The sequence below is a fragment of the Roseovarius sp. SK2 genome (genome assembly GCF_028807495.1).
Lineage (GTDB): Bacteria > Pseudomonadota > Alphaproteobacteria > Rhodobacterales > Rhodobacteraceae > Roseovarius > Roseovarius confluentis.
Window position 1 is genome coordinate 66,797 of the sequence record NZ_JARAMK010000003.1, and the last position, 26,455, is coordinate 93,251.

The 26,455-nt window shown below is 57.8% G+C and carries 26 protein-coding genes; 14 read left to right on the plus strand and 12 right to left on the minus strand.

Annotated features, from left to right (window positions below; translation table 11 throughout):
* The first annotated feature begins 61 nt into the window (after positions 1-61).
* Positions 62-1,141, plus strand: a complete 1,080-nt coding sequence (locus PVV74_RS07325) for a hypothetical protein (protein WP_274592759.1) — start codon at positions 62-64, stop codon at positions 1,139-1,141.
* Positions 1,142-1,204: 63 nt separating this feature from the next.
* Positions 1,205-2,515, plus strand: a complete 1,311-nt coding sequence (gene hslU / locus PVV74_RS07330) for an ATP-dependent protease ATPase subunit HslU (RefSeq protein ID WP_152476488.1) — start codon at positions 1,205-1,207, stop codon at positions 2,513-2,515.
* Positions 2,516-2,567: 52 nt separating this feature from the next.
* Here hslU and PVV74_RS07335 read toward each other — a convergent pair whose 3' ends face one another.
* Entirely contained in the window at positions 2,568-4,124 is a 1,557-nt protein-coding gene (locus PVV74_RS07335) for an RNA-directed DNA polymerase (RefSeq protein WP_274592760.1), read from the minus strand.
* Positions 4,125-4,438: 314 nt separating this feature from the next.
* Here PVV74_RS07335 and PVV74_RS07340 point away from each other — a divergent pair, with 314 nt between their 5' ends.
* Entirely contained in the window at positions 4,439-5,662 is a 1,224-nt protein-coding gene (locus PVV74_RS07340) for an MFS transporter (RefSeq protein WP_274592761.1), read from the plus strand.
* On the opposite strand, the gene PVV74_RS07345 is transcribed toward PVV74_RS07340, so the two are convergent.
* Genes PVV74_RS07345 through PVV74_RS07355 form a run of 3 tightly spaced genes read right to left on the minus strand, consistent with a single transcriptional unit; the run spans position 5,645 to position 7,928 of the window.
* A complete protein-coding gene (locus PVV74_RS07345; RefSeq protein WP_103762591.1) occupies positions 5,645-6,235 on the minus strand; it encodes a Smr/MutS family protein in 591 nt (196 codons plus the stop codon). The genes PVV74_RS07340 and PVV74_RS07345 overlap by 18 nt on opposite strands.
* Positions 6,232-7,236 carry a murein transglycosylase A gene (mltA, locus tag PVV74_RS07350; RefSeq protein WP_245890453.1) on the minus strand — a complete coding sequence of 335 codons (1,005 nt, stop codon included), beginning with the start codon at positions 7,234-7,236 and terminating at the stop codon, positions 6,232-6,234. Before mltA ends, PVV74_RS07345 begins: the two co-directional genes overlap by 4 nt.
* A 29-nt stretch (positions 7,237-7,265) precedes the next feature.
* Positions 7,266-7,928: a Tim44/TimA family putative adaptor protein gene (locus PVV74_RS07355; protein ID WP_103762593.1), complete on the minus strand. Its 663-nt coding sequence runs from the start codon at positions 7,926-7,928 to the stop codon at positions 7,266-7,268.
* A 113-nt stretch (positions 7,929-8,041) separates the two neighbouring features.
* On the opposite strand from PVV74_RS07355, the gene PVV74_RS07360 reads away from it, so the two are divergent.
* Both PVV74_RS07360 and secB read left to right on the plus strand, forming a co-directional pair.
* Positions 8,042-8,539 carry an FxsA family protein gene (locus PVV74_RS07360; protein ID WP_103762594.1) on the plus strand — a complete coding sequence of 166 codons (498 nt, stop codon included), beginning with the start codon at positions 8,042-8,044 and terminating at the stop codon, positions 8,537-8,539.
* Positions 8,540-8,614: 75 nt separating this feature from the next.
* On the plus strand, positions 8,615-9,130 hold the full coding sequence (secB, locus tag PVV74_RS07365) for a protein-export chaperone SecB (protein ID WP_103762981.1): 516 nt from the start codon (positions 8,615-8,617) through the stop codon (positions 9,128-9,130).
* Here the strand turns inward: secB and dnaQ are convergent.
* Genes dnaQ through PVV74_RS07385 form a run of 4 tightly spaced genes read right to left on the minus strand, consistent with a single transcriptional unit; the run spans position 9,127 to position 11,834 of the window.
* On the minus strand, positions 9,127-9,822 hold the full coding sequence (dnaQ, locus tag PVV74_RS07370; RefSeq protein WP_103762595.1) for a DNA polymerase III subunit epsilon: 696 nt from the start codon (positions 9,820-9,822) through the stop codon (positions 9,127-9,129). The genes secB and dnaQ overlap by 4 nt on opposite strands.
* Positions 9,815-10,408, minus strand: a complete 594-nt coding sequence (gene coaE, locus PVV74_RS07375; protein ID WP_274592762.1) for a dephospho-CoA kinase — start codon at positions 10,406-10,408, stop codon at positions 9,815-9,817. The genes dnaQ and coaE overlap by 8 nt, the downstream gene beginning before the upstream one ends.
* Positions 10,405-11,238 carry a shikimate dehydrogenase gene (locus PVV74_RS07380; RefSeq protein WP_103762597.1) on the minus strand — a complete coding sequence of 278 codons (834 nt, stop codon included), beginning with the start codon at positions 11,236-11,238 and terminating at the stop codon, positions 10,405-10,407. The genes coaE and PVV74_RS07380 overlap by 4 nt, the downstream gene beginning before the upstream one ends.
* Positions 11,235-11,834 carry a Maf family protein gene (locus tag PVV74_RS07385; RefSeq protein ID WP_274592958.1) on the minus strand — a complete coding sequence of 200 codons (600 nt, stop codon included), beginning with the start codon at positions 11,832-11,834 and terminating at the stop codon, positions 11,235-11,237. The genes PVV74_RS07380 and PVV74_RS07385 overlap by 4 nt, the downstream gene beginning before the upstream one ends.
* A gap of 416 nt (positions 11,835-12,250) precedes the next feature.
* Here PVV74_RS07385 and hemJ point away from each other — a divergent pair, with 416 nt between their 5' ends.
* The 7 genes from hemJ (at position 12,251) to PVV74_RS07420 (ending at position 19,602) form a co-directional block, all read left to right on the plus strand.
* Positions 12,251-12,700 carry a protoporphyrinogen oxidase HemJ gene (gene hemJ, locus PVV74_RS07390; protein WP_274592763.1) on the plus strand — a complete coding sequence of 150 codons (450 nt, stop codon included), beginning with the start codon at positions 12,251-12,253 and terminating at the stop codon, positions 12,698-12,700.
* Positions 12,701-12,824: 124 nt separating this feature from the next.
* Positions 12,825-14,096 carry a transcription termination factor Rho gene (gene rho, locus PVV74_RS07395; RefSeq protein WP_103762599.1) on the plus strand — a complete coding sequence of 424 codons (1,272 nt, stop codon included), beginning with the start codon at positions 12,825-12,827 and terminating at the stop codon, positions 14,094-14,096.
* A 23-nt stretch (positions 14,097-14,119) separates the two neighbouring features.
* A complete protein-coding gene (mnmE, locus tag PVV74_RS07400; RefSeq protein ID WP_274592764.1) occupies positions 14,120-15,406 on the plus strand; it encodes a tRNA uridine-5-carboxymethylaminomethyl(34) synthesis GTPase MnmE in 1,287 nt (428 codons plus the stop codon).
* Between the two features lie 13 nt (positions 15,407-15,419).
* Positions 15,420-17,282 (plus strand): tRNA uridine-5-carboxymethylaminomethyl(34) synthesis enzyme MnmG, encoded by a 1,863-nt coding sequence (mnmG, locus tag PVV74_RS07405; RefSeq protein WP_274592765.1) that lies wholly within the window; start codon positions 15,420-15,422, stop codon positions 17,280-17,282.
* Positions 17,279-17,890 (plus strand): 16S rRNA (guanine(527)-N(7))-methyltransferase RsmG, encoded by a 612-nt coding sequence (gene rsmG, locus PVV74_RS07410; protein ID WP_274592766.1) that lies wholly within the window; start codon positions 17,279-17,281, stop codon positions 17,888-17,890. Before mnmG ends, rsmG begins: the two co-directional genes overlap by 4 nt.
* Positions 17,883-18,692, plus strand: a complete 810-nt coding sequence (locus PVV74_RS07415; protein ID WP_274592767.1) for a ParA family protein — start codon at positions 17,883-17,885, stop codon at positions 18,690-18,692. The genes rsmG and PVV74_RS07415 overlap by 8 nt, the downstream gene beginning before the upstream one ends.
* Positions 18,693-18,702: 10 nt before the next feature.
* Entirely contained in the window at positions 18,703-19,602 is a 900-nt protein-coding gene (locus PVV74_RS07420; RefSeq protein WP_103762603.1) for a ParB/RepB/Spo0J family partition protein, read from the plus strand.
* Here PVV74_RS07420 and hemW read toward each other — a convergent pair.
* From hemW to rph, 3 genes are read right to left on the minus strand one after another with little or no spacing between them, the layout of a single operon-like run.
* Positions 19,599-20,756, minus strand: a complete 1,158-nt coding sequence (gene hemW / locus PVV74_RS07425; RefSeq protein WP_103762604.1) for a radical SAM family heme chaperone HemW — start codon at positions 20,754-20,756, stop codon at positions 19,599-19,601. The two genes, PVV74_RS07420 and hemW, sit on opposite strands and share 4 nt — an antisense overlap.
* On the minus strand, positions 20,749-21,357 hold the full coding sequence (gene rdgB, locus PVV74_RS07430; protein WP_274592768.1) for an RdgB/HAM1 family non-canonical purine NTP pyrophosphatase: 609 nt from the start codon (positions 21,355-21,357) through the stop codon (positions 20,749-20,751). The genes hemW and rdgB overlap by 8 nt, the downstream gene beginning before the upstream one ends.
* Positions 21,350-22,066: a ribonuclease PH gene (rph, locus tag PVV74_RS07435; protein WP_274592769.1), complete on the minus strand. Its 717-nt coding sequence runs from the start codon at positions 22,064-22,066 to the stop codon at positions 21,350-21,352. Before rph ends, rdgB begins: the two co-directional genes overlap by 8 nt.
* Positions 22,067-22,183: 117 nt before the next feature.
* On the opposite strand from rph, the gene hrcA reads away from it, so the two are divergent.
* The gene (gene hrcA / locus PVV74_RS07440; RefSeq protein WP_274592959.1) at positions 22,184-23,248 is read left to right on the plus strand and encodes a heat-inducible transcriptional repressor HrcA; all 1,065 of its coding nucleotides are present in this window, start codon (positions 22,184-22,186) and stop codon (positions 23,246-23,248) included.
* Positions 23,249-23,257: 9 nt separating this feature from the next.
* Complete coding sequence (locus tag PVV74_RS07445) at positions 23,258-23,824, plus strand: nucleotide exchange factor GrpE (RefSeq protein WP_103762985.1); 567 nt, start codon at positions 23,258-23,260, stop codon at positions 23,822-23,824.
* A 5-nt stretch (positions 23,825-23,829) separates the two neighbouring features.
* Here PVV74_RS07445 and mutS read toward each other — a convergent pair whose 3' ends face one another.
* Positions 23,830-26,448: a DNA mismatch repair protein MutS gene (gene mutS / locus PVV74_RS07450; protein ID WP_274592960.1), complete on the minus strand. Its 2,619-nt coding sequence runs from the start codon at positions 26,446-26,448 to the stop codon at positions 23,830-23,832.
* Between the last annotated feature and the right edge of the window lie 7 nt (positions 26,449-26,455).

Sequence of the window (26,455 nt, forward strand, 5' to 3'; positions counted from 1 at the left end):
TGCCTTTCTTTCGGCCAACAGGTCCTTTAGGGCTGGCGCGAAGACGACCCGAGGACCGCCCATGACCCTGACCCAGGACGACCTGCGCGCGGCCACTGCCGCCGGCATCATCGACGAGGCACAGGCCGCGCGCCTCAGCGCCCTGTCGCACGAACGCGCCGGCCGTATCGCACGGCGCGCGAACGAGGATGAACCGTTTGAGCTGTTTTCCGGCTTTGCCGAGATCTTCATCTCGCTGGGGCTGATCCTGCTGACCTCGGGTGCCGTAGCTTTCGCAGCCGCCGCGGGCGGTATTCTCTTTGTCATGGCGGCGCTCATCGCCGTCGGCTGGTTCGCCGCGCATTACTTCACGCTCAAACGCCGGATGAGCCTGCCGTCGATCGTGCTGGTCTGCACCTATGCCACCGGCGCGGGCGGGCTGATCGGCTATGTCCTCGACATGATCGGCCTCACCTCCGGCGCGTTGGCCGCCATCCTGCTGGGCCTCGGTGGCATGGCGTCGATCCTGCTGCACTATCGCCGCTTCCGCGTGCCGTTCTCGATGCTGCTGGTGGGGCTTTACGGCTTCATGACGATCTACGCGATCACCACCGAAACCAGCCCTGTCAACACATTGATGTCCGGCAGTTTCTGGAGCCTCTTCGACCTGCGCCAAGGCGGCTCACTGGCCCTCGGCACGCTGATCTTCGGCATCCTCGCCTTCATCTCCGGCCTCTGGTTCGACATGCAGGACCCGCACCGCATCGGCCGCCGCGCCCGCTCGGCCTTTTGGCTGCACCTGCTGGCCGCGCCCGCGCTGGTGAACACCGTGATGATGACCGTCTACAACCTCGACGGCGCGCTTGGCACGATCCTCACCATCGTCGGCTTCCTGCTGGTCACCTGCCTTGCCCTCGTGATCGACCGCCGCTCGTTCCTGACCGCCGGCATGGGCTATCTCGCCGCCGTGATCTACTGGCTCTTCAGCATGGATGGCGGCGGCACGCAGCTTCCGCTCCTGATGCTGGTCATCGGCGCCTTCATCACCGGCCTCGGCACCTTCTGGACCCACCTGCGCGTCGCCCTCATGCGCGCCCTGCCGAACTTCCCCGGCAAATCCCGCCTGCCGCCCTGGGACGACCTCACCGCAACCTCCGAATAACCGCACCTTGCGTTTCGGCCCCCCATGCTTACGTTCCCCCGTAACGCAACCACAGGACGCCCCATGACCGACCTCACCCCGCGCGAAATCGTCTCGGAACTCGACCGCTACATCATCGGCCAGAAGGACGCCAAGCGCGCCACCGCCGTCGCCCTGCGCAACCGCTGGCGCCGCAAGCAGCTCTCCGACGACCTGCGCGAGGAGGTCTACCCCAAGAACATCCTGATGATCGGCCCCACCGGCGTCGGCAAAACCGAAATCTCCCGCCGCCTGGCGAAACTCGCCCGCGCCCCCTTCATCAAGGTCGAGGCGACCAAGTTCACCGAGGTCGGCTATGTCGGCCGCGATGTCGAACAGATCATCCGCGACCTCGTCGACAGCTCCATCGCCCAGACCCGCGACTTCATGCGCGAAGACGTCAAATCCCGCGCCCACCAACAGGCCGAGGACCGCGTCATCGCCGCCATCGCCGGCGAGGATGCCCGCGAGTCGACGCGCGAGATGTTCCGCAAGAAGCTCAAGGATGGCCTGCTCGACGACACCGAGATCGAGCTTGACGTCGCCGACACCTCCAACCCCCTTGGCATGATGGACATCCCCGGCCAGCCCGGCGGCGGCCAGATGGGCATGATGAATCTCGGCGACATCTTCGGCAAGGCCTTCGGCGGCCGCACCACCCGCAAGAAGATGACCGTCCGCGAAAGCTACGACATCCTGATTTCCGAGGAGGCCGACAAACTGCTGGACGACGAAACCGTCAACCGCACAGCTTTAGAGGCGGTCGAGCAGAACGGCATCGTCTTCCTCGATGAGATCGACAAGGTCTGCGCCCGGCAGGAGGCCCGCGGCGGCGACGTCTCGCGCGAGGGGGTGCAGCGTGACCTGCTGCCCCTGATCGAGGGCACGACCGTCTCGACCAAGCATGGCCCGGTCAAGACCGACCACATCCTCTTCATCGCAAGCGGCGCCTTCCACATCGCCAAGCCGTCAGACCTCTTGCCCGAACTTCAGGGCCGCCTGCCCATCCGGGTCGAACTGCGCGCGCTGACCGAGGAAGATTTCGTGCGCATCCTGACCGAGACGGACAACGCCCTGACCCGCCAGTACTCCGCCCTCATGGGGACCGAGGAGGTGAACGTCGAATTCACCGAGGACGGCATCAAGGCCCTCGCCCGCATCGCGGCGGAGGTCAACCAGACCATCGAGAATATCGGCGCGCGCAGGCTTTATACCGTGATGGAACGTGTGTTCGAGGAACTCAGCTTCACCGCACCCGACCGTGCGGGCGAGAAGGTGGTCGTGGACGAAGCCTTCGTGGACGCCAACCTGGGCGAGCTGATGAAGTCGACGGATTTGAGCAGGTATGTTTTGTGAAGCGAAGTTATTCAACGCCAAATAAGACTTAGGGTGATTAGCTGGCCATTGGCTATACACGCTTGTCTAAGTGGTCCGAGATACCTTTGCTGCGTTTCCAAAACTTTCTTTCATCCGCTCCCAGAAGTCTTGTCGCTCGCAGTATAGCAAGCTGCAGCATTGGTGAGGCATGGTCAAAGTGGTCTTTGAGTGGCAACACTTGCGCGCGAGTACCATTTTTTTCTAAAGCTAGAGCGGCATATCGACGTACGACCTCGCTATGCGTCTCCGAGAAGATTTTTAGTATTTTGTCAGCGTTGTTCCAATGCTCACTGCTCATAAAAATGCTCATCACCCACATCACATAATAATCAGGTGGTGGAACCTTACCTTTCAAGATTGGTCTAAGCAGTGACCTAGCAATTCGCCTGCGTTCGACAGCTTCGATATTCTCGAAACTTTTGAAGAAACGAGCGAGGCTATCTGAGATAGGATACAGATGCTCTAGATTATCCAAAACCAGATCAACTAGCGTTGCTCGCCATTCATCTTGGAATTCATCGATCCGTGTGAGACGGCCCAATAGAAAAGAGATCATCTCATAGTCGACGTTGTCGATGTCTTGGAGTGATTCAGCGAGCATTTGCTGGAAATTAACCGCCTGCAACTCTTCTAATTCTTCCTCATTTAGCTCCTCTTCCTCATCATCTTCATATGGAGAAATGCGTCCCCATAAATCTCTCAGAATTTCCGCCCGTTCTTCGAGCCTGCCTTCGTGTGTTTGGAGATGATGATCCACAAAGGTTTCAACCGGAACAATCTTTGTTTTTGCGCCCTGCAAGGTCAAACCGTGCTTCTCAAAAAGCCATTGACCAAGAAAAAAGAGGCAGTGTTGGGCTTCTTCGTCGGATTTGCAGAAGAATGCGAAATCATCAACCCACCTTACGAAGTCAAACTTTTTACCTGTTAGTGCATCGTCGACATCAATGAGCAGTGCCTCTGCAAGGTTTCTAGATGCGTAAGGACCGACTGGTATGCCGTAACTGGTGCCGTCACAAACTTTCGGAACGAACTTCTTTATTAGCACCCTCGCCACTTCTTCCGATCTTGTTGTCGTTGCAACCGTCTGGATGATATTCTCAAGTCGATGTTGATAAAGACGCGGAAAGAAATCCGCGATGTCAGCTAGTGCCACGTAGCGAACAGAAGCTTTCTCGGCTTTGCGTCTTAGCTCGTTTTTATAAGTCGCAAATGCATTGTTCGATTGGTATAGTTGATCTGCAATGCGGGCGTCAGCGCGAAAAGAAAACACGCGCCTTCTTGCTTTTGGCAAGCGAGCCTTTTCTATGTCGTCTCTGACGATCAGAACCAGTGCAGTATAGATAACCAAATCTATTGGATGCAGATGGGTCACGACCCGTATGTTGAATCGGTTTTTTGGCGCGAATACGCGAAGGGGTACTTTCGGAATATAAGTATCTAGGTCTTCGTTGATTAGAAGGGCTTTTATATCCGACCAGTGAATTACAAGGTCTTCCCATTCCGGAGGGTCAGGAAAAAGAGTGCTAAAGCCGTGATGGGAAATGCAGGAGAAAGCTCGATCTAGCTCATCTTCTGTCAGTTTGAACATACCGCTTATCCTTTGATCAAATATGCAACTGAAAGCGGTATTACTCTAGGCGAAACAATCTCAAATACAATGATCAGGATTGGAGGCAGACTCCATCGCACGGCGAAGGCTTCTATCGAAAAAAGCAATCTCCACTCTATAGCACCGCCCTCCCTCTTAACCTGCCAGCTCAGAAAACCGCACCGTCGGCATACCACCCAAATACCGACGTGATACCGACGTCCTTTTGGGCCGATCCGGAAAATTAACGAATCAAATCGGCACCCCTTTGAAACCCCTTTCCTTCCCCCCGGTTTCGGGCCACGAAGGGGGTCATGCGGCTCCTCGATTTTCTCCGTGACAACCTCCCCTTCCTGTCGGCGGGTATGCTGCTGACCTTCCTAAGTTCTTTTGGACAAACGTTTTTTATCTCGCTCTTCGCGGGCGAGATTCGGGCCGCGTTCGACCTCAGCCACGGGCAATGGGGCGGCATCTACACGCTCGGCACCACCGCCTCCGCCCTGGTCATGGTCTGGGCCGGCGGCCTCACGGATTTTTTTCGCGTCCGCACCCTCGCCCCTATCATCCTGATATTGCTCGCCTTTGCATGCCTCTCCATGGCCTTCAACCCGGTCTGGTGGGGGTTGATCGCGGTTATTTTTGCCCTGCGTTTTACCGGCCAGGGCATGACCAGCCACCTCGCCGTCGTCGCCATGTCCCGCTGGTTCATAGCCACAAGGGGCAAGGCCCTGTCCATCGCCACCCTCGGCTTCGCCCTGGGCGAGGCGCTCTTACCCCTTGTTTTCGTTGCACTTCTGGCGGTCTACGACTGGCACATGCTGTGGGTCGCCGCCGCCCTCATCGCCCTTGTCGGCGTCCCCGTCATCCACCGCCTCCTCCGCCTCGAACGCACCCCGCAAATGCTGGCCGAAACCGACCAGTCGCTGGGCATGGAGTCCCGCCACTGGACCCGCAATCAGGCCTTATTTCATTGGCTTTTCTGGTTCATGGTCCCGGCATTGTTGGGCCCCGCAGCCTTCAACACGGCCTTCTTTTTCCACCAGGTCCACTTCGCCGATTTGAAAGGCATCCCCCACGTCGAGCTGGTCGCCCTCTACCCGTTCTACACCGCCGTCGGCATCGTCGCGATGGTCCTTTCCGGCTGGGCTTTGGACCGCTGGGGAACCGCCAGACTGATCCCGTTTTTCCAGCTTCCCATGGTCGCCGCCTTCGGGATTTTTGCGATATCCGACAATACCTTGACCCTGCTCGCAGGCCTGTTTTTCCTCGGCCTCACGACGGGCGCGAACACCACACTCCCCAACGCCTTTTGGGCCGAATTCTACGGCACCGCCCGCCTCGGTTCGATCAAGGCCATGGCCGCCGCTGTCATGGTCTTCGGCTCCGCCATCGGCCCCGGCCTGACCGGCATGGGCATCGATTTGGGGCTGGGATTGGAGAGCCAGTACCTCATTGTCGCAGGCTATTTCGTCTTCACCTCGATCATGATGACCATCGGCATCACACGGGCCAAACCCCTGCTACCGGTTGCGGCGTAGATACACGTAATACGCCCCGCCACCCCCATGCCGCACATGCGCCTGGGTGATCTGCAATACCAACCCCGACAACGGTGCCGCGCCCAGCCATTGCGGTACCGCATGGCGCAATACACCATGCCTGGTAGGTATCGGGCCACCGGTATCGTTGTTCCTGCCCTTGCCGGTGATCACCAAAACCAGCCTTTTCCCCTGAGCCTGCGCCCGCAAGATAAAGCCGGTCAGGGCAGGCTGCGCCTGGGCGAGGGTCATGCCGTGCAGGTCGATCCGGGCTTCCGGCTCGACCTTGCCGCGTTTCAGACGCGTGTTGGTGCGCTTGTCCATCTGCAGCGGTTGCCGGGCAAGGCGTTCGGGCAGGCCAGGCAAGGTATCGTGGCGATTGGACGGTGTACCGGCCTTTTGGCCGATTTCGAATTGCGGCAACTCGGGCTTCGTTCGCTCAGGCGATTTTCGGGTGGATGGCTGCAGCGAGCGAGGTCTGTCGCGGCTTTTCTCGGGGTCGAGCCTGTCCGCGGTCCGCGCCACCTGTTGCCAAAGTTTCAGTTCCTCCGGCGTGATGCGCCGACGGCTCAAAGGTTCGGCTCCGTCGCAGTGGCATAGGCGCGCTGGATCGGCAGAAGGACGACCATGCGACCGGGATCACGCAGGCGCCCGGCTTTGCGACCAGCATCATCGCCGGTGCCGATGAAGATATCCGCGCGCTGCGCCCCCTTGATGGCAGAGCCAGTGTCCTGCGCAATCATAAGCCTGCGGATCGGGCCGGCCCCCTCTTTCTCGATCCAGACCGGAGCGCCGAGCGGGACATAGGCCGGGTCCACAGCGACGGTGCGGCCCGCGGTGACGGACCGGTTCATCGCACCGAGCGGGCCCATGTGGGCGGGCACGGAATCGATCCGCCGGAAGAACACGTAGGAAGGGTTGTGCCATAGAAGTTCCTGACCGGCGACAGGATTGCGGCGGACCCAGTTCTTGATGACCTGAGCCGAAACCTGGTGGGCCTGGTAGATACCGCGGCGAACAAGCTCGGCCCCGATGGAGCGATATTCGTGGCCATTCGCCCCACCATAGCCCACGCGGATCTTTCGGCCATCGGGAAGGGTCACACGACCAGACCCCTGGATCTGCAAAAAGAACTTCTCGACCGGATCATCGACCCAGACAATCTCGAGCCCGCGGCCCTGCATGGCAACGCCTGCTTCGATTTCTCGACGAGACAACCAAGGTACGGCACCCTGAACCTCGGGTGGTTTGCGGTAGAGCGGGTAGCGAAATCGGCTCCCCGGTGACAAAGACCCGCTGAGTTCCGGCTCGAAATAGCCGGTAAAGAGCGCTTTTTTACCGTCCTCGATGAGAACAGGGCGGAAGAAGAGCTGAAAGAAATCCTTGGCGTTGGGCTTTTGCTGTGCGAGTGCACACAGGGCGCGCCAATCGGGATCATTGAGGTCGGGACAGGTCAGAAGAAAGGCTTCGAGCGCCTTCTCGTGATCATCGGCCTCCCAACCCTTCAGGTCGTCGAAGTCGAGAACAGTATGCGTCACTTCCTCTGCTCTGACGGCGATTGTGGCCATCAGCATAAGGAATAAAGCCGCTGTCGCCCGTCCGATCATTCGTCCGTGGCAACAAGCCGCCAGTTGGGATCGTCGGAGCCCATCACACGTTCGAAGGTCCAGATATCCTTCTGCTTTTTGGATTTGCCAGGCTCACCCTCGACGATCTCGCCATTCTGGTCGCGCACGACCGAGATCAATTCACCGATGAAGCGCACGGTTATCTCGGCAGTATTGGTCGCGTCGTCGAACCGAGCGCCGGCCAGCGTGGTTTCGCGGACACCGACGAATTCAGCCTCGATGGTCAGGCCCTGTTGGGCACGGGACTCGACCACGCCGTTGAATGCCTCGAAGACGTCATCACCAAGGAACGGTCGCATCTCGTCCATCTGGCCGCGCTCAAAGGACATAAGAATCCATTCGTAAGCCTGCTTCGCGCCCTGCAGAAACTCGCCGACAGAGAAACTGCTTTCAATGCGTTTCATGTCTGCAAGCGCCTTGGCATCCTCGGACCCTTCGGGCACATGATCGGTGATGTCGTGATCGGGGCCCCCCTCGATTACTTCGAATTCCTGCCGGCGCGAAGGCGTCTGCGTCGAAGGGCGCGACTGTTGCGAAGGCTCGTACCCGTCGCGGGTGCCAAGAACACTTTTCAGGCGGAGTATCAGGAAAATCGCTATGCCCGCGAGGACAAGCAACTGAAGCAGGGGCGAATTCATTCATACCTCTCAACGTGCCCAGGATGGAAACCTCCCGGTGTTGTTCTTATGTAGGGTGTTGATCCGGGCGAGTCCACCGTACCCGCCTTTAGAAACCAAGGAGGATCATGCTCATGTGGCTATTTGTAGCCTTTCTGTTGGTGCCGCTTGTCGAAATCGCTTTGTTTATTCAAGTTGGCGGGTTCATCGGTTTGTGGCCGACGCTAGGGATTGTGGTACTGACCGCGATCATCGGCACTTGGCTGGTGCGCACGCAGGGGGCAATGGCCATCGGGCAGCTTCGGTCGTCGTTTCAGAAATTGGATGATCCGACCGAGCCGCTGGCCCACGGCGCCATGATCCTGATTGCCGGTGCGCTTCTGCTAACACCGGGGTTCTTTACAGACGCGGTGGGGTTCTCGCTACTTGCACCGCCCATTCGCAAATCGTTGTTCCAATTTCTTCGCAAGCGGATCAAGGTACGGCGTTTCGAAATGGGCCCCGAAGGCCCGCGCGACATGAAGCGAAAGCCGGGACCGCGCCAGCGGGATGACGTTATCGAAGGCCAATACGAAGAAGTGGATCCGCCGAAGACGCCGACGCATGGCAGTTCGGGCTGGACCCGCCACTGATATGCAAAGCATTGAGGCGCGTTCGGCATCCTGCTAATGCTTCGCACGATGAATTTTTCCGCCTGGAGACAGTACATGGCCGAACAGAATAACGGTGCCGCCAAGACGGACGCCCAAGCTACACAAACCGGACCGAAAATGAACGTGCTGACGCAGTTCATTCGAGACATGTCGTTCGAGAACGCATTGGCCCAGCGTGGATCGGGTGGCGAGGTGAACCCCGATGTTCAGGTCGCGGTAAACCTCGACGCAAAGAAGCGGTCTGCTGAGCATCAGTTCGAAGTCATGATCAAGCTTGTGATCACGTCCAAGAACAAGGGCACCGAAGAAACCCTGTTTCTGTTAGAGCTGGAATACGTCGGCGTATTTCAGATCGAGGATGTGCCGGACGACCAGATGCATCCTTTCCTTCTGATCGAATGTCCGCGGATGATCTTCCCGTTTGTTCGCCGCATCGTCAGCGATGTGACGCGGGACGGGGGCTTCCCACCGCTGAACCTTGAGACGATCGATTTCGTGCAGCTTTACCGCAACGAGATCAAACGCCGCCAAGCCGCCGCGGCAGAGGAAAAACCGACGCCCGACGCCTAAGTCAGTTGTTTCCAGAGCGCGCCGTCGCCCATGTGTTCCACGAATGCCTGGTGTGCGGCGCGTTCTTCTTCATTCAGGCGAGACGGCAGCGGTTTCGACCGTGGTCCGGGATGCCAGTCGGTTTCAGCGCTGTCTTCCGTGGTTTCCGGAGAATAAGCGCCAGCCAGTCCGAAATCCGGCTGTCGGCCACCAATCAGTTCCAGGTAAACCTCGGCCAAGATCTCGGAGTCGAGTAGAGCCCCGTGCAGAGTCCGCGATGAATTGTCGATACTGAACCGGCGGCACAGTGCATCAAGCGATGCAGGTGAGCCCGGAAACTTGCGCCTTGCTATGTCGAGGGTGTCGATTGCCTGTTCCCAGGGAATTTTGGGCATGTTGAGCCAGCCAAGCTCGGCGTTCAGGAACTTCATGTCAAAGGCCGCATTATGGATCACCAGCTTGGCGTCTGAAATGAAATCGACGAAGCTTTGGGCGATCTTCTCGAATACGGGTTTGTCGCGCAGAAAATCATCGCCAAGACCGTGAACCTCAAACGCTTCCTGCGGCATGGAGCGAAGCGGATTGATGTATTCGTGAAAGGTGCGGCCCGTCGGCATGTGGTTGTAAAGTTCCACCGCGCCGATCTCGACGATACGGTCGCCCTGTTCGGGATCGAAGCCCGTGGTTTCGGTATCGAGCACGATTTCACGCATGGTTCTGCCTTCCCCGAATGTCCTTCAGGATATTCTGAACCTGCACGCGGGCATGTTCAAGCGTATCGGTCACGATGACAAAGTCGGCGCGCGCGCGTTTTTCCTCGTCCAGCATCTGCTTGGACAGGATCGCGTTGAACTGGTCTTCGGTCATGGTGCCACGGGCCAAAACGCGGTCCTTCTGAGTTTCGGCGGGCACAGTGACGCAGACGGTGGCGTCCATCTGCGCGTCGCCGCCGGTTTCGAACAGTAGGGGAATATCCAGCACGGTAATATCCGCGTCTGTACCGGCCACGAAAGCTGCACGGTCTCGAGCAACGAGGGGATGCACGATGCTTTCGATCGTTTCGAGGTCATGTGGGTCTTCGGCGATAAGTGCCTTGAGTCGGTCGCGCGACACCGAGCCGTCTTTGACCGCTGTAGGGAAGGCGCGGCCGATGGGGGCGACTGCCGCACCGCCCCGAGCGTAAAGACGATGAACCGCCGCGTCGGCATCCCAAACCGCGCAGCCGTTTTCGGCAAAGAGTTTTGCCGTGGTCGATTTACCCATTCCGATGGAACCTGTCAGGCCCAGCTTGAAGGTCATCGGAGCGCTGCCGCTCGGGTCGCGCTGTCAACCTCGGGACGCACGCCGAACCAGCGCTCGAACGCGGGCACGGCCTGGTGCAGCAACATTCCCAGGCCATCAACCGTCTGGCAGCCCAGCGCCTCTGCCTCAGCCAGAAGACGGGTCTTGAGCGGGGCATAGACGAGGTCCGTGACCAGCGTGCCCTTGTGCAAACCGTCGAGCGGAACGCGCAACGGCGGTTTGCCCATCATGCCAAGTGCGGTGGTGTTCACGACTGTTGCGGCATCTTCCATCATGTTCCCGGCCTGCACCCAGTCGACCACCACGATCCGCTTGCCGAACTCGGTTTTCAGCGCGTCTGCACGGACCCGCGTGCGGTTGGCGATCATGATTTCCGGCACGCCGACTTCGAGCAACGCCGAGATAACCGCCCGTGCCGCTCCACCAGCGCCCAGCAAAGCGGCGGGGCCAGCCTTGGGATTCCAGTCAGGCGCATTCTGGCGAAGATTCTGTATAAAGCCGACGCCATCTGTATTGTCGGCATGGATTTTGCCATCCTTGCGGAAAATAAGCGTATTGGCCGCGCCAATCAGCGTGGCGCGATCGGTGATCAGATCAGCGATTTCAAGCACCTTTTCCTTGTGTGGAACGGTGATATTGACGCCGACGAACCCCATCTTCGGAAGAGTGCGCAGGACATTTTCCAGATCATCCGCAGCGACGTCCATTGGAACGTAATAGCCGGGAATCCCGTGTGTCTTGAGCCAATGGCTGTGGATTTGCGGAGATTTCGAATGCGCAACCGGAGATCCGATCACGGCCGCCAGAGGAATCCTTTTCTCGGTCATGTCTCGATCTCTCCGCGCAATGCCAGGTACGAAAGCAATTCCAGAAGTGGCAGGCCAAGAACGTTGAAATAATCCCCGTGAACCTGGCTGAACAGCCGGATGCCTTCCTCTTCCAGCTTGTATGCACCGACGGCGTGCCGGATGCTATCCCAGTTACGGGTGACATACCCTTCGAGATAGTCATCCGAAAAATCTCGCATCGTCATCCGTACCACACCAACATGTCTCCAAACCGGCTTGCCGTCTTCGCAGATCACTGCGGCTGAAAGCAGTTCGTGCCGTTTGCCACGCATCGCCCGAAGCTGATCGAGCGCCTGTTCCGGCGTTTCGGGTTTGGACAGGATGCGGCGCTCGAAGCTGAGAACCTGATCGCAACCGATGACCAGCGCACCGGAGTGCTTCGTGCTTTGCTTGACGGCCTTCATTTCCGCCAGCGCATCGGCAATATCGCGTGGTGGCGCATCATCGGCCACCATGGAATCTCGGATCGAGTCCTCATCCACGCGGGCCGGCGACACCTCGAATTCCACCGCGGCGTTCCGGAGCAGCGTCTTCCTGATATCCGACCCCGAGGCCAGAATTATCCTGCGTGACATGTGGATATCCCGTTGCATATCTCTTCGGGTTTTTAGGGATAGAACGACGAAATTTCCAACACTTCCGGCGGCGACCTGAAAACCCCACCAGATCGTCATCTTCCGCCTACCTTTTACACGTGGGGAAAAGGAAAACCTGTTCTACTGGATAAGCGCGATCAGGCGACCTCGGGCAGTAGTTAATCCACTGTGAGCTTCAATCTCTGATAACTGAAAAACGATTTGAATTCAGCATTTTATCGGAAAATTATAGAAATTCGGAAAAGGTATTAACAAGTTTATCCACACAATCCCGGCACTCGGGACAAATCGGGTATAATTACATAATCCCCAGCTTGACCTGTCCCCTACAAAATCATCATCCTTTTTCTTTTTATATTTATTTATTAGGACGAGAGAACGTAGATAGGGAAAACATGACAGACCTTCTTGCCTCGCTTTATCCATGGACGAAGGCGCTGCATATCATGGCGGTGATTTCCTGGATGGCAGGGCTATTCTACCTTCCCCGTCTTTTCGTTTATCACGCAGAACAGTCCAAGCCGGGTGACAGTCGTGACGAAGTGTTCCAGACGATGGAGCTAAAGCTTTTACGCGTCATCATGACTCCGGCGATGATTGTGACCTGGGGTGCGGGGATCATACTGGTCGCCACGCCGGGTATCGTGGACTGGAGCGCTGTGTGGCCATATCTCAAGCTGGCCGGCGTGCTCGGCATGACGTGGTTCCACCATTGGCTTGGACAGCAGCGAAAAGCCTTTGCCGGTGGTACCGCGACATTGTCGGGCCGACAGTACCGGATGATGAACGAAGTGCCGACGATCCTGATGGTCCTCATCGTTCTTGCGGTGGTCGTGAAGTTCTGAGATTGACTCGTGCCGTAGCTGATCTTAGGTAGCGTCAAACGGCGCCCGTCCGGGTTACCCGTCTTCCGTATAAAAAATCTGAACACGTGCGCGATCCACGCGTCGATGTCGCAAGGACCAATCCATGTCTGACGAACGTTTGAATCTGTCCGATCTCAAGAAGCAGACCGCCAAGGACCTGCTTTCGATGGCTGAAGAGCTGGAGATCGAGAATGCCTCGACCATGCGCAAGGGCGAGATGATGTTCCAGATCCTCCGTGAGCGCGCTGACGAGGGCTGGACCGTTTATGGCGACGGAACGCTTGAGGTCTTGCAGGATGGTTTCGGATTTCTGCGCTCGTCGGAAGCGAATTATCTGCCGGGCCCGGATGATATCTATGTCTCGCCAGAGACGATCCGCAAACATTCTCTGAGGACCGGCGACACGATCGAAGGCGAGATCAAGGCTCCCGAGGAGAACGAGCGGTACTTCGTGCTGACCTCGGTGACGCAGATCAACTTTGCAGATCCGGAAAACGCGAAGCACAAGATCGCATTCGACAACCTGACGCCGCTTTACCCTGACGAGCGGTTTCAGATGGAAATTGACGATCCGACGATCAAGGACAAGTCCGCCCGGGTGATCGACCTGGTCGCGCCAATCGGTAAAGGTCAACGGTCGTTGATCGTGGCGCCGCCGCGGACGGGTAAGACCGTCATCCTTCAGAACATCGCAACCAGCATCGAACGGAACCATCCCGAATGCTATCTGATCGTTCTACTGATCGACGAACGTCCCGAAGAGGTGACGGACATGCAGAGATCGGTGAAGGGAGAAGTCATCAGCTCGACCTTTGACGAGCCGGCCGCGCGGCACGTCGCGGTGGCGGAGATGGTGATCGAGAAGGCCAAGCGTTTGGTCGAACATAAACGAGATGTTGTTATTCTTCTCGATTCAATAACAAGACTTGGTAGGGCTTATAACACTGTTGTGCCGTCGTCGGGCAAGGTTCTGACAGGTGGTGTGGACGCCAATGCGCTGCAACGTCCAAAACGGTTCTTTGGTGCGGCCCGGAACATCGAGGAAGGTGGTTCGCTGACGATCATATCCACCGCGCTGATCGACACCGGCAGCCGGATGGACGAGGTGATCTTCGAGGAATTCAAGGGTACGGGTAACTCGGAACTGATCCTGGATCGCAAGATTGCAGATAAGCGCGTGTTCCCGGCCATCGACATCTTGAAATCGGGTACGCGGAAAGAAGACTTGTTGATCGACAAGGTAGACCTGCAAAAGACCTACGTCCTGCGTCGTATCTTGAATCCGATGGGGACGACGGATGCTATCGAGTTCCTGCTTGGAAAACTCAAGCAGACCAAGACGAACTCGGATTTCTTCGATTCGATGAACACTTGATGTAACACCCTGTCGGAAGACTGATGGACACGATTTTTGCCCTTTCGACGGCACCCGGAAAGGCAGGTGTCGCCATCATCCGTGTTTCTGGCGCTGGTGCATTTGCCGGGGTCAGGGCGTTGGTGGGTGACCTGCCGTGCGAAAGGCAAGCGGCTTTGCGCACGGTCCGGTCGCAAAACAGAGAGGTCATCGATAAAGCACTGGTGCTCGTGTTCGAAGAAGATCGAAGCTTTACGGGCGAGCCAACGGTTGAGCTTCAATGCCACGGCTCCTCCGCTGTCATTTCGGCGATCCTGGAGGCGCTTGGTCAGCAAAATGGATTGCGGCCGGCCGACCCTGGTGAGTTCACGCGGCGTGCTCTGGAGAACGAGCGGCTGGACCTTGCCCAGGTCGAAGGGTTGGCCGATCTTATTGACGCCGAAACCGAAGCACAACGAAGGCAGGCGCAGCGGGTCTTCTCCGGCGAACTTGGCGCGCGGGGCGAGCTTTGGCGGAGCAAGCTGATCCGGGCAGCGGCCTTGCTGGAAGCGACGATAGACTTCGCGGATGAAGAAGTGCCTGAGGACGTGTCGCCAGAGGTGAACGCGCTTCTGTCCGAAGTTCGTAGCGAACTGGACCTCGAGATTTCTGGCGTCCGTACTGCAGAACGCATCCGCCAGGGTTTTGAGGTTGCGATCGTAGGTGCGCCGAACATTGGCAAATCAACGCTTTTGAATGCGTTGGCCGGTCGTGACGCCGCGATCACGTCTGAGGTTGCGGGCACAACACGTGACGTCATCGAAGTGCGGATGGATTTGCACGGACTTCCAGTAACGCTTCTCGATACTGCGGGATTGAGGGAAACCGAGGACGTGGTCGAATCGATTGGTGTCGAGCGCGCGCGGGCACGGGCAGAGAACGCAGATCTTCGGGTATTTCTCGTACAGCCAGGTGGCGCGCCCGAGATTTTACCTGAGGAGAACGACTTGGTGCTCGTAGGAAAAGCGGATCTCTATGGTAATCCGCATGACGGCGTATCCGGTGCAACGGGACATGGGGTGTCCGGTCTTGTCCAGCGGATAACTGATGTTTTTAAAGACAGGGCGTCGAACGCTAGGGTGGCCACGCGTTTGCGGCACAAGCGGGCTTTGGAAGCCGGAAGCGCTTATCTTGAAGCTGCGACGGTTATGCTGAGCTCGCGGGAGGGCGCCCCGGATCTTGTCGCAGAAGAGTTGCGAAGTGCTGTGCGCGCCCTTGATTCTCTGGTAGGACGAGTTGATATCGAGAACGTTTTGGACGAAATATTCTCGAGCTTCTGCCTGGGTAAATAGCGGAGTGTTTCACGTGAAACATTTTGATGTCATCGTTATTGGCGGCGGTCACGCTGGCGCTGACGCGGCGCACGCGGCGGCGCGAATGGGCGCGCGCACGGCGCTTGTTACGCTGACACACGCGTCTATCGGTGTGATGTCGTGCAACCCAGCGATTGGGGGGTTGGGAAAAGGGCACCTCGTACGAGAGATTGACGCTTTGGACGGTATCATGGGGCGCGTCGCGGATGCGGCGGGTATTCAGTTTCGTCTTTTGAACCGTCGGAAAGGTCCAGCGGTACAGGGCCCTAGAACCCAGGCTGACCGCAAGATTTACCGCGAGGCGATACAAAGCGAGATTGCTGCTCAGCCAAATCTCTCGGTCATTGAGGGTGAGGCGGCAGATTTTCTGTTTGAGGGCGAAGCGGTCGCAGGCGTACTGCTTGCGGATGGCAGCAGCATTTCTGCGCATTCAGTGGTGCTAACGACCGGTACATTCTTGCGCGGTGTCATTCACATTGGCGACGTCTCGCGCCCCGGCGGTCGTATGGGAGACAAGCCATCTGTAAAGCTTGCCGAGCGAATTGATGAATTCGGACTTCCCTTGGGTCGGCTCAAGACGGGCACACCGCCCAGGCTGAACGGAAAGACGATCAATTGGGATGGGCTGGACGTGCAGCCGGCAGATGAAGATCCGGTGATGTTTTCCTTCATGTCCAAGGCGCCAACGGCCCGGCAGATTTCATGCGGGATTACGCATACCAACGAGACTACACACGACATCATTCGAGCCAATCTTAAGCGCTCAGCCATGTACGGTGGGCATATAGATGGGGTCGGACCACGCTACTGCCCCTCCATCGAGGATAAGATCGTGCGGTTTGCGGACAAACAGTCTCACCAGATCTTCCTTGAGCCGGAAAGCCTGTCTGATGATGTGATTTATCCAAACGGTATTTCGACATCGTTGCCAGAAGACATCCAGCAAGAGTACGTTCACTCGATTAACGGCCTTGAGAATGCTGAGATTCTTCAGCCTGGTTACGCGATAGAATACGATTACGTGGACCCGCGGGCGCTAGATACGACGCTCGCGGTGCGATCGGTGCCCGGACTTTATTTGGCTGGTCAAATCAATGGGACTACCGGTTATGAAGAGGCCGCCGCGCAAGGGGTGGTGGCAGGATTGAACGCTGCGCTCTCGGCTTTGCGGCGTGAGCCGGTCATTTTCAAACGCTCTGAAAGCTATATCGGGGTCATGATCGATGATCTGACCATGCGTGGCGTGACGGAGCCGTACAGAATGTTCACGTCCCGCGCAGAGTTCCGGTTGTCGCTGAGAGCAGACAATGCGGACCAACGCCTGACACCTATCGGTTTGAGCTTGGGGTGTGTCGGGGAAAACCGTCGTGCCGCCTTTGGCGAAAAGATGGAGCGGCTCGAGGCCGGTAAGGACAAGATCAGCGCACAAAGCTACACACCCAAACAGTTGAATACAGCGGGCATCAAAGTAAACGAGGATGGCTCGAAGCGTGATGGGTTTGCGCTGCTTGCGTATCCTGACGTACAGTTCGAAGATCTGCTCGCTCTTGACCCATCTCTTTCCGAGATTGATGTGGAATCGCGTCGCCAGCTTGAGAGGGATGCGCTTTACGCGAACTATATCGAGCGTCAGAACCGTGATGTCGAGCTTATGAAGAACGACGAAAAGCACGCGATACCGAATGGCTTCGACTTCAGTTGTGTCGAAGGATTATCGAGTGAGCTGAAAAGTAAGCTGACTGCTGCACGACCGGAAAACCTTTCCCAAGCGAGTAGAATCGACGGAATGACGCCGGCTGCTTTGACAATCATATTGGCCAAGCTCCGCCAGCAAAAAAGATCTAGGTCGGCATGAGCGTCATTGGCGACTTGCGTGTTTCACGTGAAACAATCCAAAAGCTGGAGCATTACGCAGACGCGCTCAGAAAATGGAACCCCAAGATCAACCTCGTCTCCAAGTCGACTATTGATGATCTTTGGCGCCGACACTTTGTCGATTCTGCGCAGATCTTGGAGCTTGCGCCTTCGGATGCGAAAACATGGGCAGATCTTGGCGCCGGTGGTGGTTTTCCAGGCTTGGTTGTCGCTATTATTGCCGCAGAAATTCAGCCAAAACTTTCTATGACACTTGTGGAATCGGACCATCGAAAATGCACATTTCTCCGTAGCGTATTAAGGGAAACCTCGATCAAGGCAAACGTAATCTCTCGTCGTATCGAAGAGATCCCGCCGTTGCAGGCTTGCGTTATATCGGCACGTGCTTTGGCGGAATTGCCAAAGCTTCTTTCGTTGTCGCACGGGCATTCAGCAAAAGGCGGTGTAATGCTGTTTCCAAAGGGCGAAAACTGGCGAACAGAAGTGACTGAGGCGCAATCGAAGTGGCGTTTCGACCACCAAGTTGCTAAAAGCAAGACGAACACAAAATCCGTCATTCTACGCATTTCAGGAGTATGCCGTGCTTGATCTCACGCGCACTGCCGGACCGAAAATCATCGCGATCGCAAATCAGAAAGGCGGCGTCGGAAAAACCACAACAACAATAAATCTGGCAGCCGCCTTGTCAGAGGACGGGTTCAAGGTTTTGATTGTCGATCTTGATCCACAGGGCAACGCATCGACCGGCTTGGGAGTTGAGCCTGGCGAGCGGGAATACACCACATACGAGCTTTTGCTTGAGGAAATCGAGCTTGGCCGGGTAATCCAAAAAACGGCTCAGGACAACTTGAGTATCGTGCCTGCCACGGTCGATCTGAGTTCTGCGGACATGGAGCTTATTTCGAACGAAAAGCGAAGCTTTCTTTTGCATGACGCGCTGCGTCAGCCCGCAATGGACGGTTTTGCGTTCGATTTCATTCTGATCGACTGCCCGCCTTCGCTTAATCTGCTGACCGTGAACGCGATGGTGGCGGCGCACTCCGTTCTTGTGCCATTGCAATCGGAATTCTTCGCACTCGAGGGGTTGTCTCAGCTGATGTTGACGGTGCGCGAGGTACGTCAGTCCGCGAACAAGGATTTGCGGATCGAAGGTGTTGTCTTGACCATGTATGACGGCAGGAACAATCTGTCATCACAAGTTGAGCAAGATGCCCGCGACAACCTTGGGTCACTGGTGTTTCAGACGAAAATTCCGCGTAATGTAAGGGTGAGCGAAGCGCCATCTTATGCCGTTCCGGTGCTTTCCTACGACCCGGCATCCAAAGGTGCGGAGGCGTACCGTGCGCTTGCACGGGAACTGGTACAAAACAACAAGCGCCAGGCGGCGTAAGGAGAGCGGGATGTCCGAAAACAGATCGAAACGAGGCTTGGGACGGGGGTTGTCGGCGTTGATGTCAGATGTGGCAGAGTCGCAAGATGCGCCCGAGAACGCGGCAAAGGCTGCGGACAAGGCGGTACCGATTGAAAAGATCGAGCCGAATCCCGACCAGCCGCGGCGGGACTTCGACGAAGCAGCGATGCAAGACCTTGCGTCGTCGATCGGGGCAAAGGGCATCATCCAACCTTTGATCGTACGGCCGAACCCCAGAAAGAGTGGCGCCTACGAGATTGTTGCAGGCGAACGGCGTTGGCGGGCCGCGCAACTCGCCAAGCTTCACGATGTTCCGGTGATCGTTCGGGAGTTTGACGATACCGAGGTTCTGGAAGTCGCCATTATTGAGAATATCCAGCGCGCCGACCTGAATCCAGTCGAAGAAGCGGCTGGATACAGCCAGCTAATGGAGCGGTTCGGTCACACCCAGGAAAAGCTGGCCCAGGCCTTGGGTAAGAGTCGCAGTTACATTGCGAACCTTGTTCGTTTGCTTGGTTTGCCAGATGACGTCCTGACATATTTGCGCGACGGGAGGTTGAGCGCAGGCCATGCGCGCGCCCTGATAACATCTGACGATCCGTCCGGACTTGCCAGCCAAGTGCTGAAGAAAGGGCTGTCAGTGCGCGAGACCGAGAAGTTGGCCAAGAAAAGCGAGGGCAACATTTTTTCGGATGAAGGCAAGCCGAAGAAGAAGGGCTCGGCGCAGAAGGACGCCGATACAAAGGCACTGGAAGGCGATCTGGCGGCGAACCTCGGGATGAAAGTTGCGCTGAACCACAAGCCGGGGGCGGAGAATGGGAGCATGACCATTTCCTATACTAGCCTCGATGAACTGGACGATCTGTGCCGAAAGCTAACCGGCAGTTAGTCGTTGAGCAGTTCCGCAATGACGCGGTTAAGGAGCAGCCGGCCAGCAGGCGTGACCGATAACCGCTCTCGCTGAACCTCCAGTAGGCCAAGTTCTGTTAGCTCGGTTATTTTAGACGGCGAAATTGGCGCGCCAGACAAAGCATGGTGCCTGTACAGATCAATGCCTTCGACGATCCTCAGGCCCATCAGAAGATGCTCGGCCTTCTGATCTACGCTATCTATTTTACTGAATAATTTCAGTGACTTACTTTCTTCTGAGCGCGTCAGCCATTGCTCCGGGTTGGACCAGGCTTCCGTCTCGTGTCGCGCGCCGTTCAGCGTGATCCGGCCATGGGCGCCGGGGCCGATGCCCACGTAGTCGCCATAACGCCAGTAGACGAGATTGTGCCGGGATTCGGCGCCCGGCTTGGCGTGATTTGAAACCTCGTAGGCGCTGAATCCGGCTGCTTCGCACAGTTCCTGCGTCAGTTCGTACATATCGGCGGCAAGATCGTCCGATGGAAGGCCACGCAGACCGCCCCGAGCGCGCCTTTGAGAGAAGATCGTGCCGGGTTCGATGGTGAGTTGGTAAAGAGAGAGGTGATCGACAGCGAGCGCAAGGGCCTCGGAAAGCTCCTGGCGCCAATCCGTCAGGGTTTGATCCTGCCGGGCATAAATGAGATCGAAACTGACCCGGTTGAAATGGGCGCGGGCGATTTCATAGGCGCTGATGGCCTCTGCCGCGCTGTGAATGCGCCCGAGACGGCGCAGGTCGTCGTCGCGCAAGGATTGAACGCCAAGGGACACCCGGTTTACACCAGCTTGGGAAAACCCGGCGAAACGATCCGCCTCGACCGAACCGGGATTCGCCTCAAGCGTGATTTCGATATCGTTGGCAGGCGTCCAGATCCGACAGGCATGTTCGATGATGGTCGCCACCAACTCCGGCTTCATAAGGCTTGGCGTGCCACCTCCGAAAAAAATGGAGTTCAAAACCCGGCCCGGGAGGCGTTCGGCAAATCGGTCAAGTTCTCGCAAATAGGCTCTAAGCCACCGCGATTGATCGATCTCGCTCCGAACGTGGCTGTTGAAATCGCAATAAGGGCATTTCGCCTCGCAGAAGGGCCAATGAATGTAGAGGCCAAAGCCGCCAGCCTGCCAATCCTCAGTCAAAGCAGCCCTTCACAAGTTTGGCAAACGCATCGGCGCGATGACTGACCTTGTTCTTCTCCGACCCGTCCATCTCACCGAAGGTAACGTCGTATCCGTTCGGTTGAAAAATCGGGTCGTAGCCGTGGCCGTGCGTTCCGCGCATCGGCCAAACAATTTTCCCGTCAATGGTGCCGGGAAAAACTTCGTCATGCCCATCGGGCCATGCCAAAACCAAAGTGCAGCAGAACCGTGCTGTCCAGGGCTGTGCTGCACCAACCCCCAGGATGCGGTCATGTGCCTTGACCATCGCCATGACAAAATCGCGACCAGTCTCTGTTTCAGCCCAATCCGCTGTATAAACGCCCGGAGCGCCCCCAAGCGCGTCAATCTCGATACCACTGTCGTCGGACAAGGAAGGCAGCCCCGTCGCCTGCGCGGCGGCATGGGCCTTGATCCGGGCATTGCCAACAAAGGTGGTTTCGGTTTCATCGGGCTCGCCCAGTTGCATTTCTGCGGCGCCGACGACCTTGATACCGTAGGGTTCAAGCAACGTTACGATCTCTTCAAGTTTGCCCGCGTTGTGGGTGGCAACCAGAAGTGTATCGCCCGAGAACTTACGCATCCGCAGCCGCTTTCTGTATCGCGACAAGCTCGCCGACGCCTTTTTCCGCGAGGTCCATGAGGCTCTCCATCTCGGTCCGGCTGAAGGTTGCACCCTCAGCGCTCATCTGGACCTCAATGAGGCGACCGGTGCCGGTCATGATGAAATTGCCGTCGACACCGGCGTCGCTGTCCTCCGGGTAGTCCAGATCAAGGACGGGCTGGCCCGCATAAATGCCGCAGCTGACGGCGGCCACGGGATCGACGAGCGGGTCACTGATTATGTCGCCGATTTTGAGCAGTTTGTTGACCGCAAGGCGCAGCGCGACCCAGCCCCCGGTAATGGAGGCGCAACGTGTTCCACCATCAGCCTGAATTACATCGCAATCGACGGTGATCTGACGTTCGCCCAAGGCGACACGATCGACACCGGCGCGCAGACTGCGCCCGATGAGGCGCTGAATCTCAACGGTACGTCCACCCTGTTTGCCTGCAGATGCCTCGCGCCGCATACGCGACGTGGTCGAACGCGGCAGCATTCCGTACTCTGCCGTGACCCAGCCAAGACCCGAGCCCTTGATGAACGGCGGAACACGATCCTCGATCGTTGCGGTACACAGGACGTGGGTGTCGCCGATGCGGATCATGCAGGATCCTTCGGCATGTTTGGTCACGCCGGTATCGATTGAAACCGCGCGCATTTCACTTAAGTCTCTTCCCGAAGGACGCATGCCAGATCTCCTTGTTTGCCTGTTCGGGATACAGGCGACCGAAACCTGATAGCAACCCCGATTGACCTTTTCGGCAAGCCGTTTTTAATGGCATTTCACGGGGCGACTGAAATGAAGATGGATAACGCGCGACAGATACTCGAAGAGATGAACGACCGCTCGCGGGAAGTGTTTCGGCGGGTTGTCGAAGGGTATCTCGCCACAGGCGATCCTGTGGGGTCGCGTACGCTGACCCGCGACATGAGCGAGAAAGTGTCCGCGGCGACTATTCGCAATGTGATGCAGGACCTGGAGTACCTTGGGCTGCTGGACAGCCCTCATGTCTCGGCCGGGCGCGTCCCGACGCAGCAGGGCCTCAGGATGTTCGTCGACGGACTGCTGGAGGTCAGCGACCTTGAACTGAATGATCGGGAGAAGATCGACGCGACCTTGGGCTCCAACTCGGATGACGTCAGTCTTGCGCTGGATCGGATCGGCTCTGCTCTTTCTGGTGTGACACAGGGCGCCTCGCTGGTTTTGGCGCCGAAGCGCGAAGCGCCGATCAAGCATATCGAGTTCGTCGCGCTGGGCCACGATAGAGCGCTGGTTGTTCTGGTTTTCGGCGACGGGCATGTCGAGAACCGTATCTTCCATCCGCCGCCGGGACAGACGCCAAGCTCGATGCGAGAGGCAGCGAATTTTCTGAATGCCCTGATCGAGGGAAAAACACTTTCCGATGTGCAGACGGTCATCGCCAAAGAGATCGACAATCGTCGCCAGGAAATCGACGGACTTGCGCATCAATTGGTCGAAAGTGGGCTGGCCGTATGGGAGGGCGAGGCTGACAGTTACGAGAGGTTGATCGTGCGGGGGCGTGCGAATCTGATCAACTCAGAAGTTGAACAGGAGGACCTTGACCGGATGAAAACCCTGTTCGACGACCTTGAACGGAAACGAGACATCGCAGAATTTCTCGAATTGACCGATCAAGGCGAGGGTGTGCGCATTTTTATCGGGTCAGAGAACAAACTTTTCTCACTTTCGGGTTCCTCTTTGGTGGTCTCTCCATATATGAACGCTGATCGTAAGATCGTGGGCGCGGTCGGTGTGATTGGTCCGACGCGCTTGAACTACGGTCGAATTGTTCCAATCGTGGATTACACCGCGCAGCTTGTCGGAAAGCTGATCGCGGACCGAAAGTAGAGGATGAGCATGGCACAGTCGAAAGAAGACCCGTTTCTGGACGACGTGGAGCAAGCGGAAGAAGAAGAGCACGCTGCAATGACCGAAGAAGACGCTCCGGAAAGCCCGGAGCATCAAATCGAGGCGCTGCGGGCTGAGCGTGACGCGTTCCAAGACAAGTTCATGCGGGCCCTTGCCGATGCCGAAAACGCCCGGAAACGGGCTCAGCGGGAGCGCACGGAAGCCGAGAATTATGGCGGGTCGAAGCTGGCCCGGGATATTTTGCCGGTCTACGACAACCTGAAGCGTGCGGTCGAGACCGTGACCGACGAACAGCGCAAAGAAGCGGCGGCTCTGATCGAAGGTGTCGAGCTGACAATGCGCGAACTGGTCAACGTGTTTTCCAAGCACGGTATTCAGGTGATCGATCCCCAAGTGGGCGACAAGTTCGACCCGAAACAGCACGAGGCAATGTTCGAGGCGCCTGTGCCCGGCACCAAGGCGGGTGAGATCATCCAGGTTTCGGCACAGGGCTTCATGTTGTACGATCGTATTCTGCGCCCGGCGCAGGTTGGCGTTTCTTCTTTTTCAGGCTGACGCTCTCAGAGATCGCGAGACAAACCTTTCAGCTCGTAGAGCAGATCCAAAGCCTCTTTGGGGCTAAGGTGATCCGGTTGAATTTCTTTTAGCCGCGCGTCGACCACTGACTCTTTTGACACAGGTTGGGGTGCGGGCGGCGGGGACGCGGCAAAAAGAGGCAGATCGTCGATCAAGGCGGCACGCTTGCCGCCGCCTTCGCGCTCGCCCTTTTCCAAAGCATCCAGAACGACGCGGGCGCGCTCAACTACAGCGGCGGGCAAACCGGCCAGCTTCGCTACCTGCACGCCATAGCTGCGATCCGCTGCGCCACGCCGGACCTCGTGCATGAAGATCACGTCGCCCTCATGCTCTTTAACCGCGACGGTGGCATTATCCACGCGCTCCAGCTTGTCGCTCAGCCGTGTCAGTTCGTGGTAATGCGTGGCGAAAAGGGCGCGGCAGCGGTTGGTTTCATGAAGATGCTCCAACGTTGCCCACGCAATGCTGAGCCCATCGTACGTGGCCGTGCCACGGCCAATCTCGTCCAGGATCACCAGCGCCTTGTCGTCGGCCTGGTTCAGAATGGCCGCGGTTTCCACCATTTCGACCATGAAAGTGGAGCGGCCACGGGCCAGATCGTCAGAGGCGCCGACGCGGCTGAACAGTTGGCTGACAAGCCCGATATGCGCCCTTGTTGCCGGAACGTAACTGCCCATCTGGGCGAGAACTGCGACAAGAGCATTCTGGCGCAGGAAGGTCGATTTACCGGCCATGTTCGGCCCGGTCAGCAGCCAGATATCGCTGATCTCGCCGAGAGCGCAGTCATTCGCGATGAAAGGTGCCCCGCCTTGCGATCGGAGGGCTGCCTCGACAACAGGGTGACGGCCTGCTTCGATGTCGAGCGCGCGGCTTTCATCGACCTTGGGGCGGCACCAGTTTTCGGCCCGGGCGAGATCGGCAAGGCCGGCGGCGAGGTCGAACTCGGCCAGTGAGCGTGCCGCTAGCGATACGTCTCCTGACCGCTCAAGAATTGCGCGCTTCAGGGTGTCATAGAGCCGTTTTTCAATCTCCAACGCCCGACCGCCGGCGTTGAGAATGCGAGTTTCCATCTCGCTGAGCGGAACGGTGGTGAACCGGACCTGGTTCGCGGTTGTCTGGCGATGCTTGAAGGTTTCGTTGAGCGGCTCCGACAACATTTTGTCGGCGTGGGTGGCGGTGACTTCGACGAAATAACCCAGAACGTTGTTATGTTTGACCTTCAGGCTTTGAATGCCGGTCGTCTTAGCATAATCCGCCTGCATTCCGGCGATGACGCTACGCCCCTCGTCGCGCAGCTTGCGCGCCTCGTCCAACTCGATGTCATAGCCGTCGGCGATAAAGCCTCCGTCGCGGGCGAGCAAAGGCGGCTCGGCGATCAGGGCTTCATCGAGCAGGTCGAGCAGCTCATCGTGGCCGGTCAGCGCCAAAGACACTTCCTGAAGCGGTTTTGGCAGGTCCTGTCCTTCAAGCATCCGCGCAACCTCGGCGCTTTGCGCGAGGCCGTTACGAACGGCAGCGAGGTCGCGGGGGCCGCCCCGGTCGAGCCCGAGACGCGACAAGGCCCGGTCAAGGTCGGGAACCTTGCGCAGCGCTTCGCGCAGATCCTGAGAGAACCGTGCATTCTGAACCATGAACTCCACGCAATCGAGGCGATCCTGAACCACATGCAGAACGCGGCTGGGGCTGGAGATGCGCCGCTCGAGCAAGCGACCGCCCCCGGCGGTTACCGTACGGTCGATGCAGGACAGAAGCGAGCCCGCCCGCCCGCCGGTCAGTGACTGGGTCAGTTCCAGATTTCGACGCGTGGCGGCGTCGATCTGAATGACACGCGCCTCGTTCTCGCGCACGGGTTTTTGCAGGAGCGGCAGCTTTCCCTTCTGCGTGATTTCCAGGTACTCGGCGATCGCGCCCATTGCGGCGATTTCTGCGCGTTCGAACTGACCGAAGGCCTCGAGCGTGTTGACGTCGAACAAAGAACAGAGCCGCCTTTCGGCGCCTGCGCTGTCAAATGCCGAGCGGCCGAGCGGGGTGATCGAGATGCCATGTTCCTCGGTGATGTCACGAATGTCGGCTTCGTCACTATCGGCCACGATCAGTTCACTGGGCGCAAGGCGGGCGAGCTCAGGCGACAGGCGCGGGCCGGCCAGCGGCATGACATGAAACGCGCCGGTCGAGATATCGACCCAGGCCAAAGCAGAGCTTTCACGTATCTTCGCGAATGCGGTCAGAAAGTTGTGGCGGCGCGCCTCGAGCAGACTTTCCTCGGTCAGCGTTCCGGGGGTCACCAGGCGCACCACGTCACGTTTGACCACGGATTTCGAGCCGCGCTTCTTGGCCTCGGCGGGGTCTTCCATCTGCTCGCAGACGGCAACGCGAAAGCCCTTGCGTATAAGGGTAAGAAGGTAGCCCTCGGCGGAATGTACGGGCACGCCGCACATGGCGATATCTTCGCCCAGATGCTTGCCGCGCTTGGTAAGGGCGATATCCAGCGCCTCGGCGGCGGCAACGGCGTCTTCAAAAAAAAGCTCGTAGAAATCACCCATGCGGTAGAACAGAAGTGCGTTCTGGTACTGTGCTTTCAGTTCCAGATATTGCGCCATCATCGGCGTC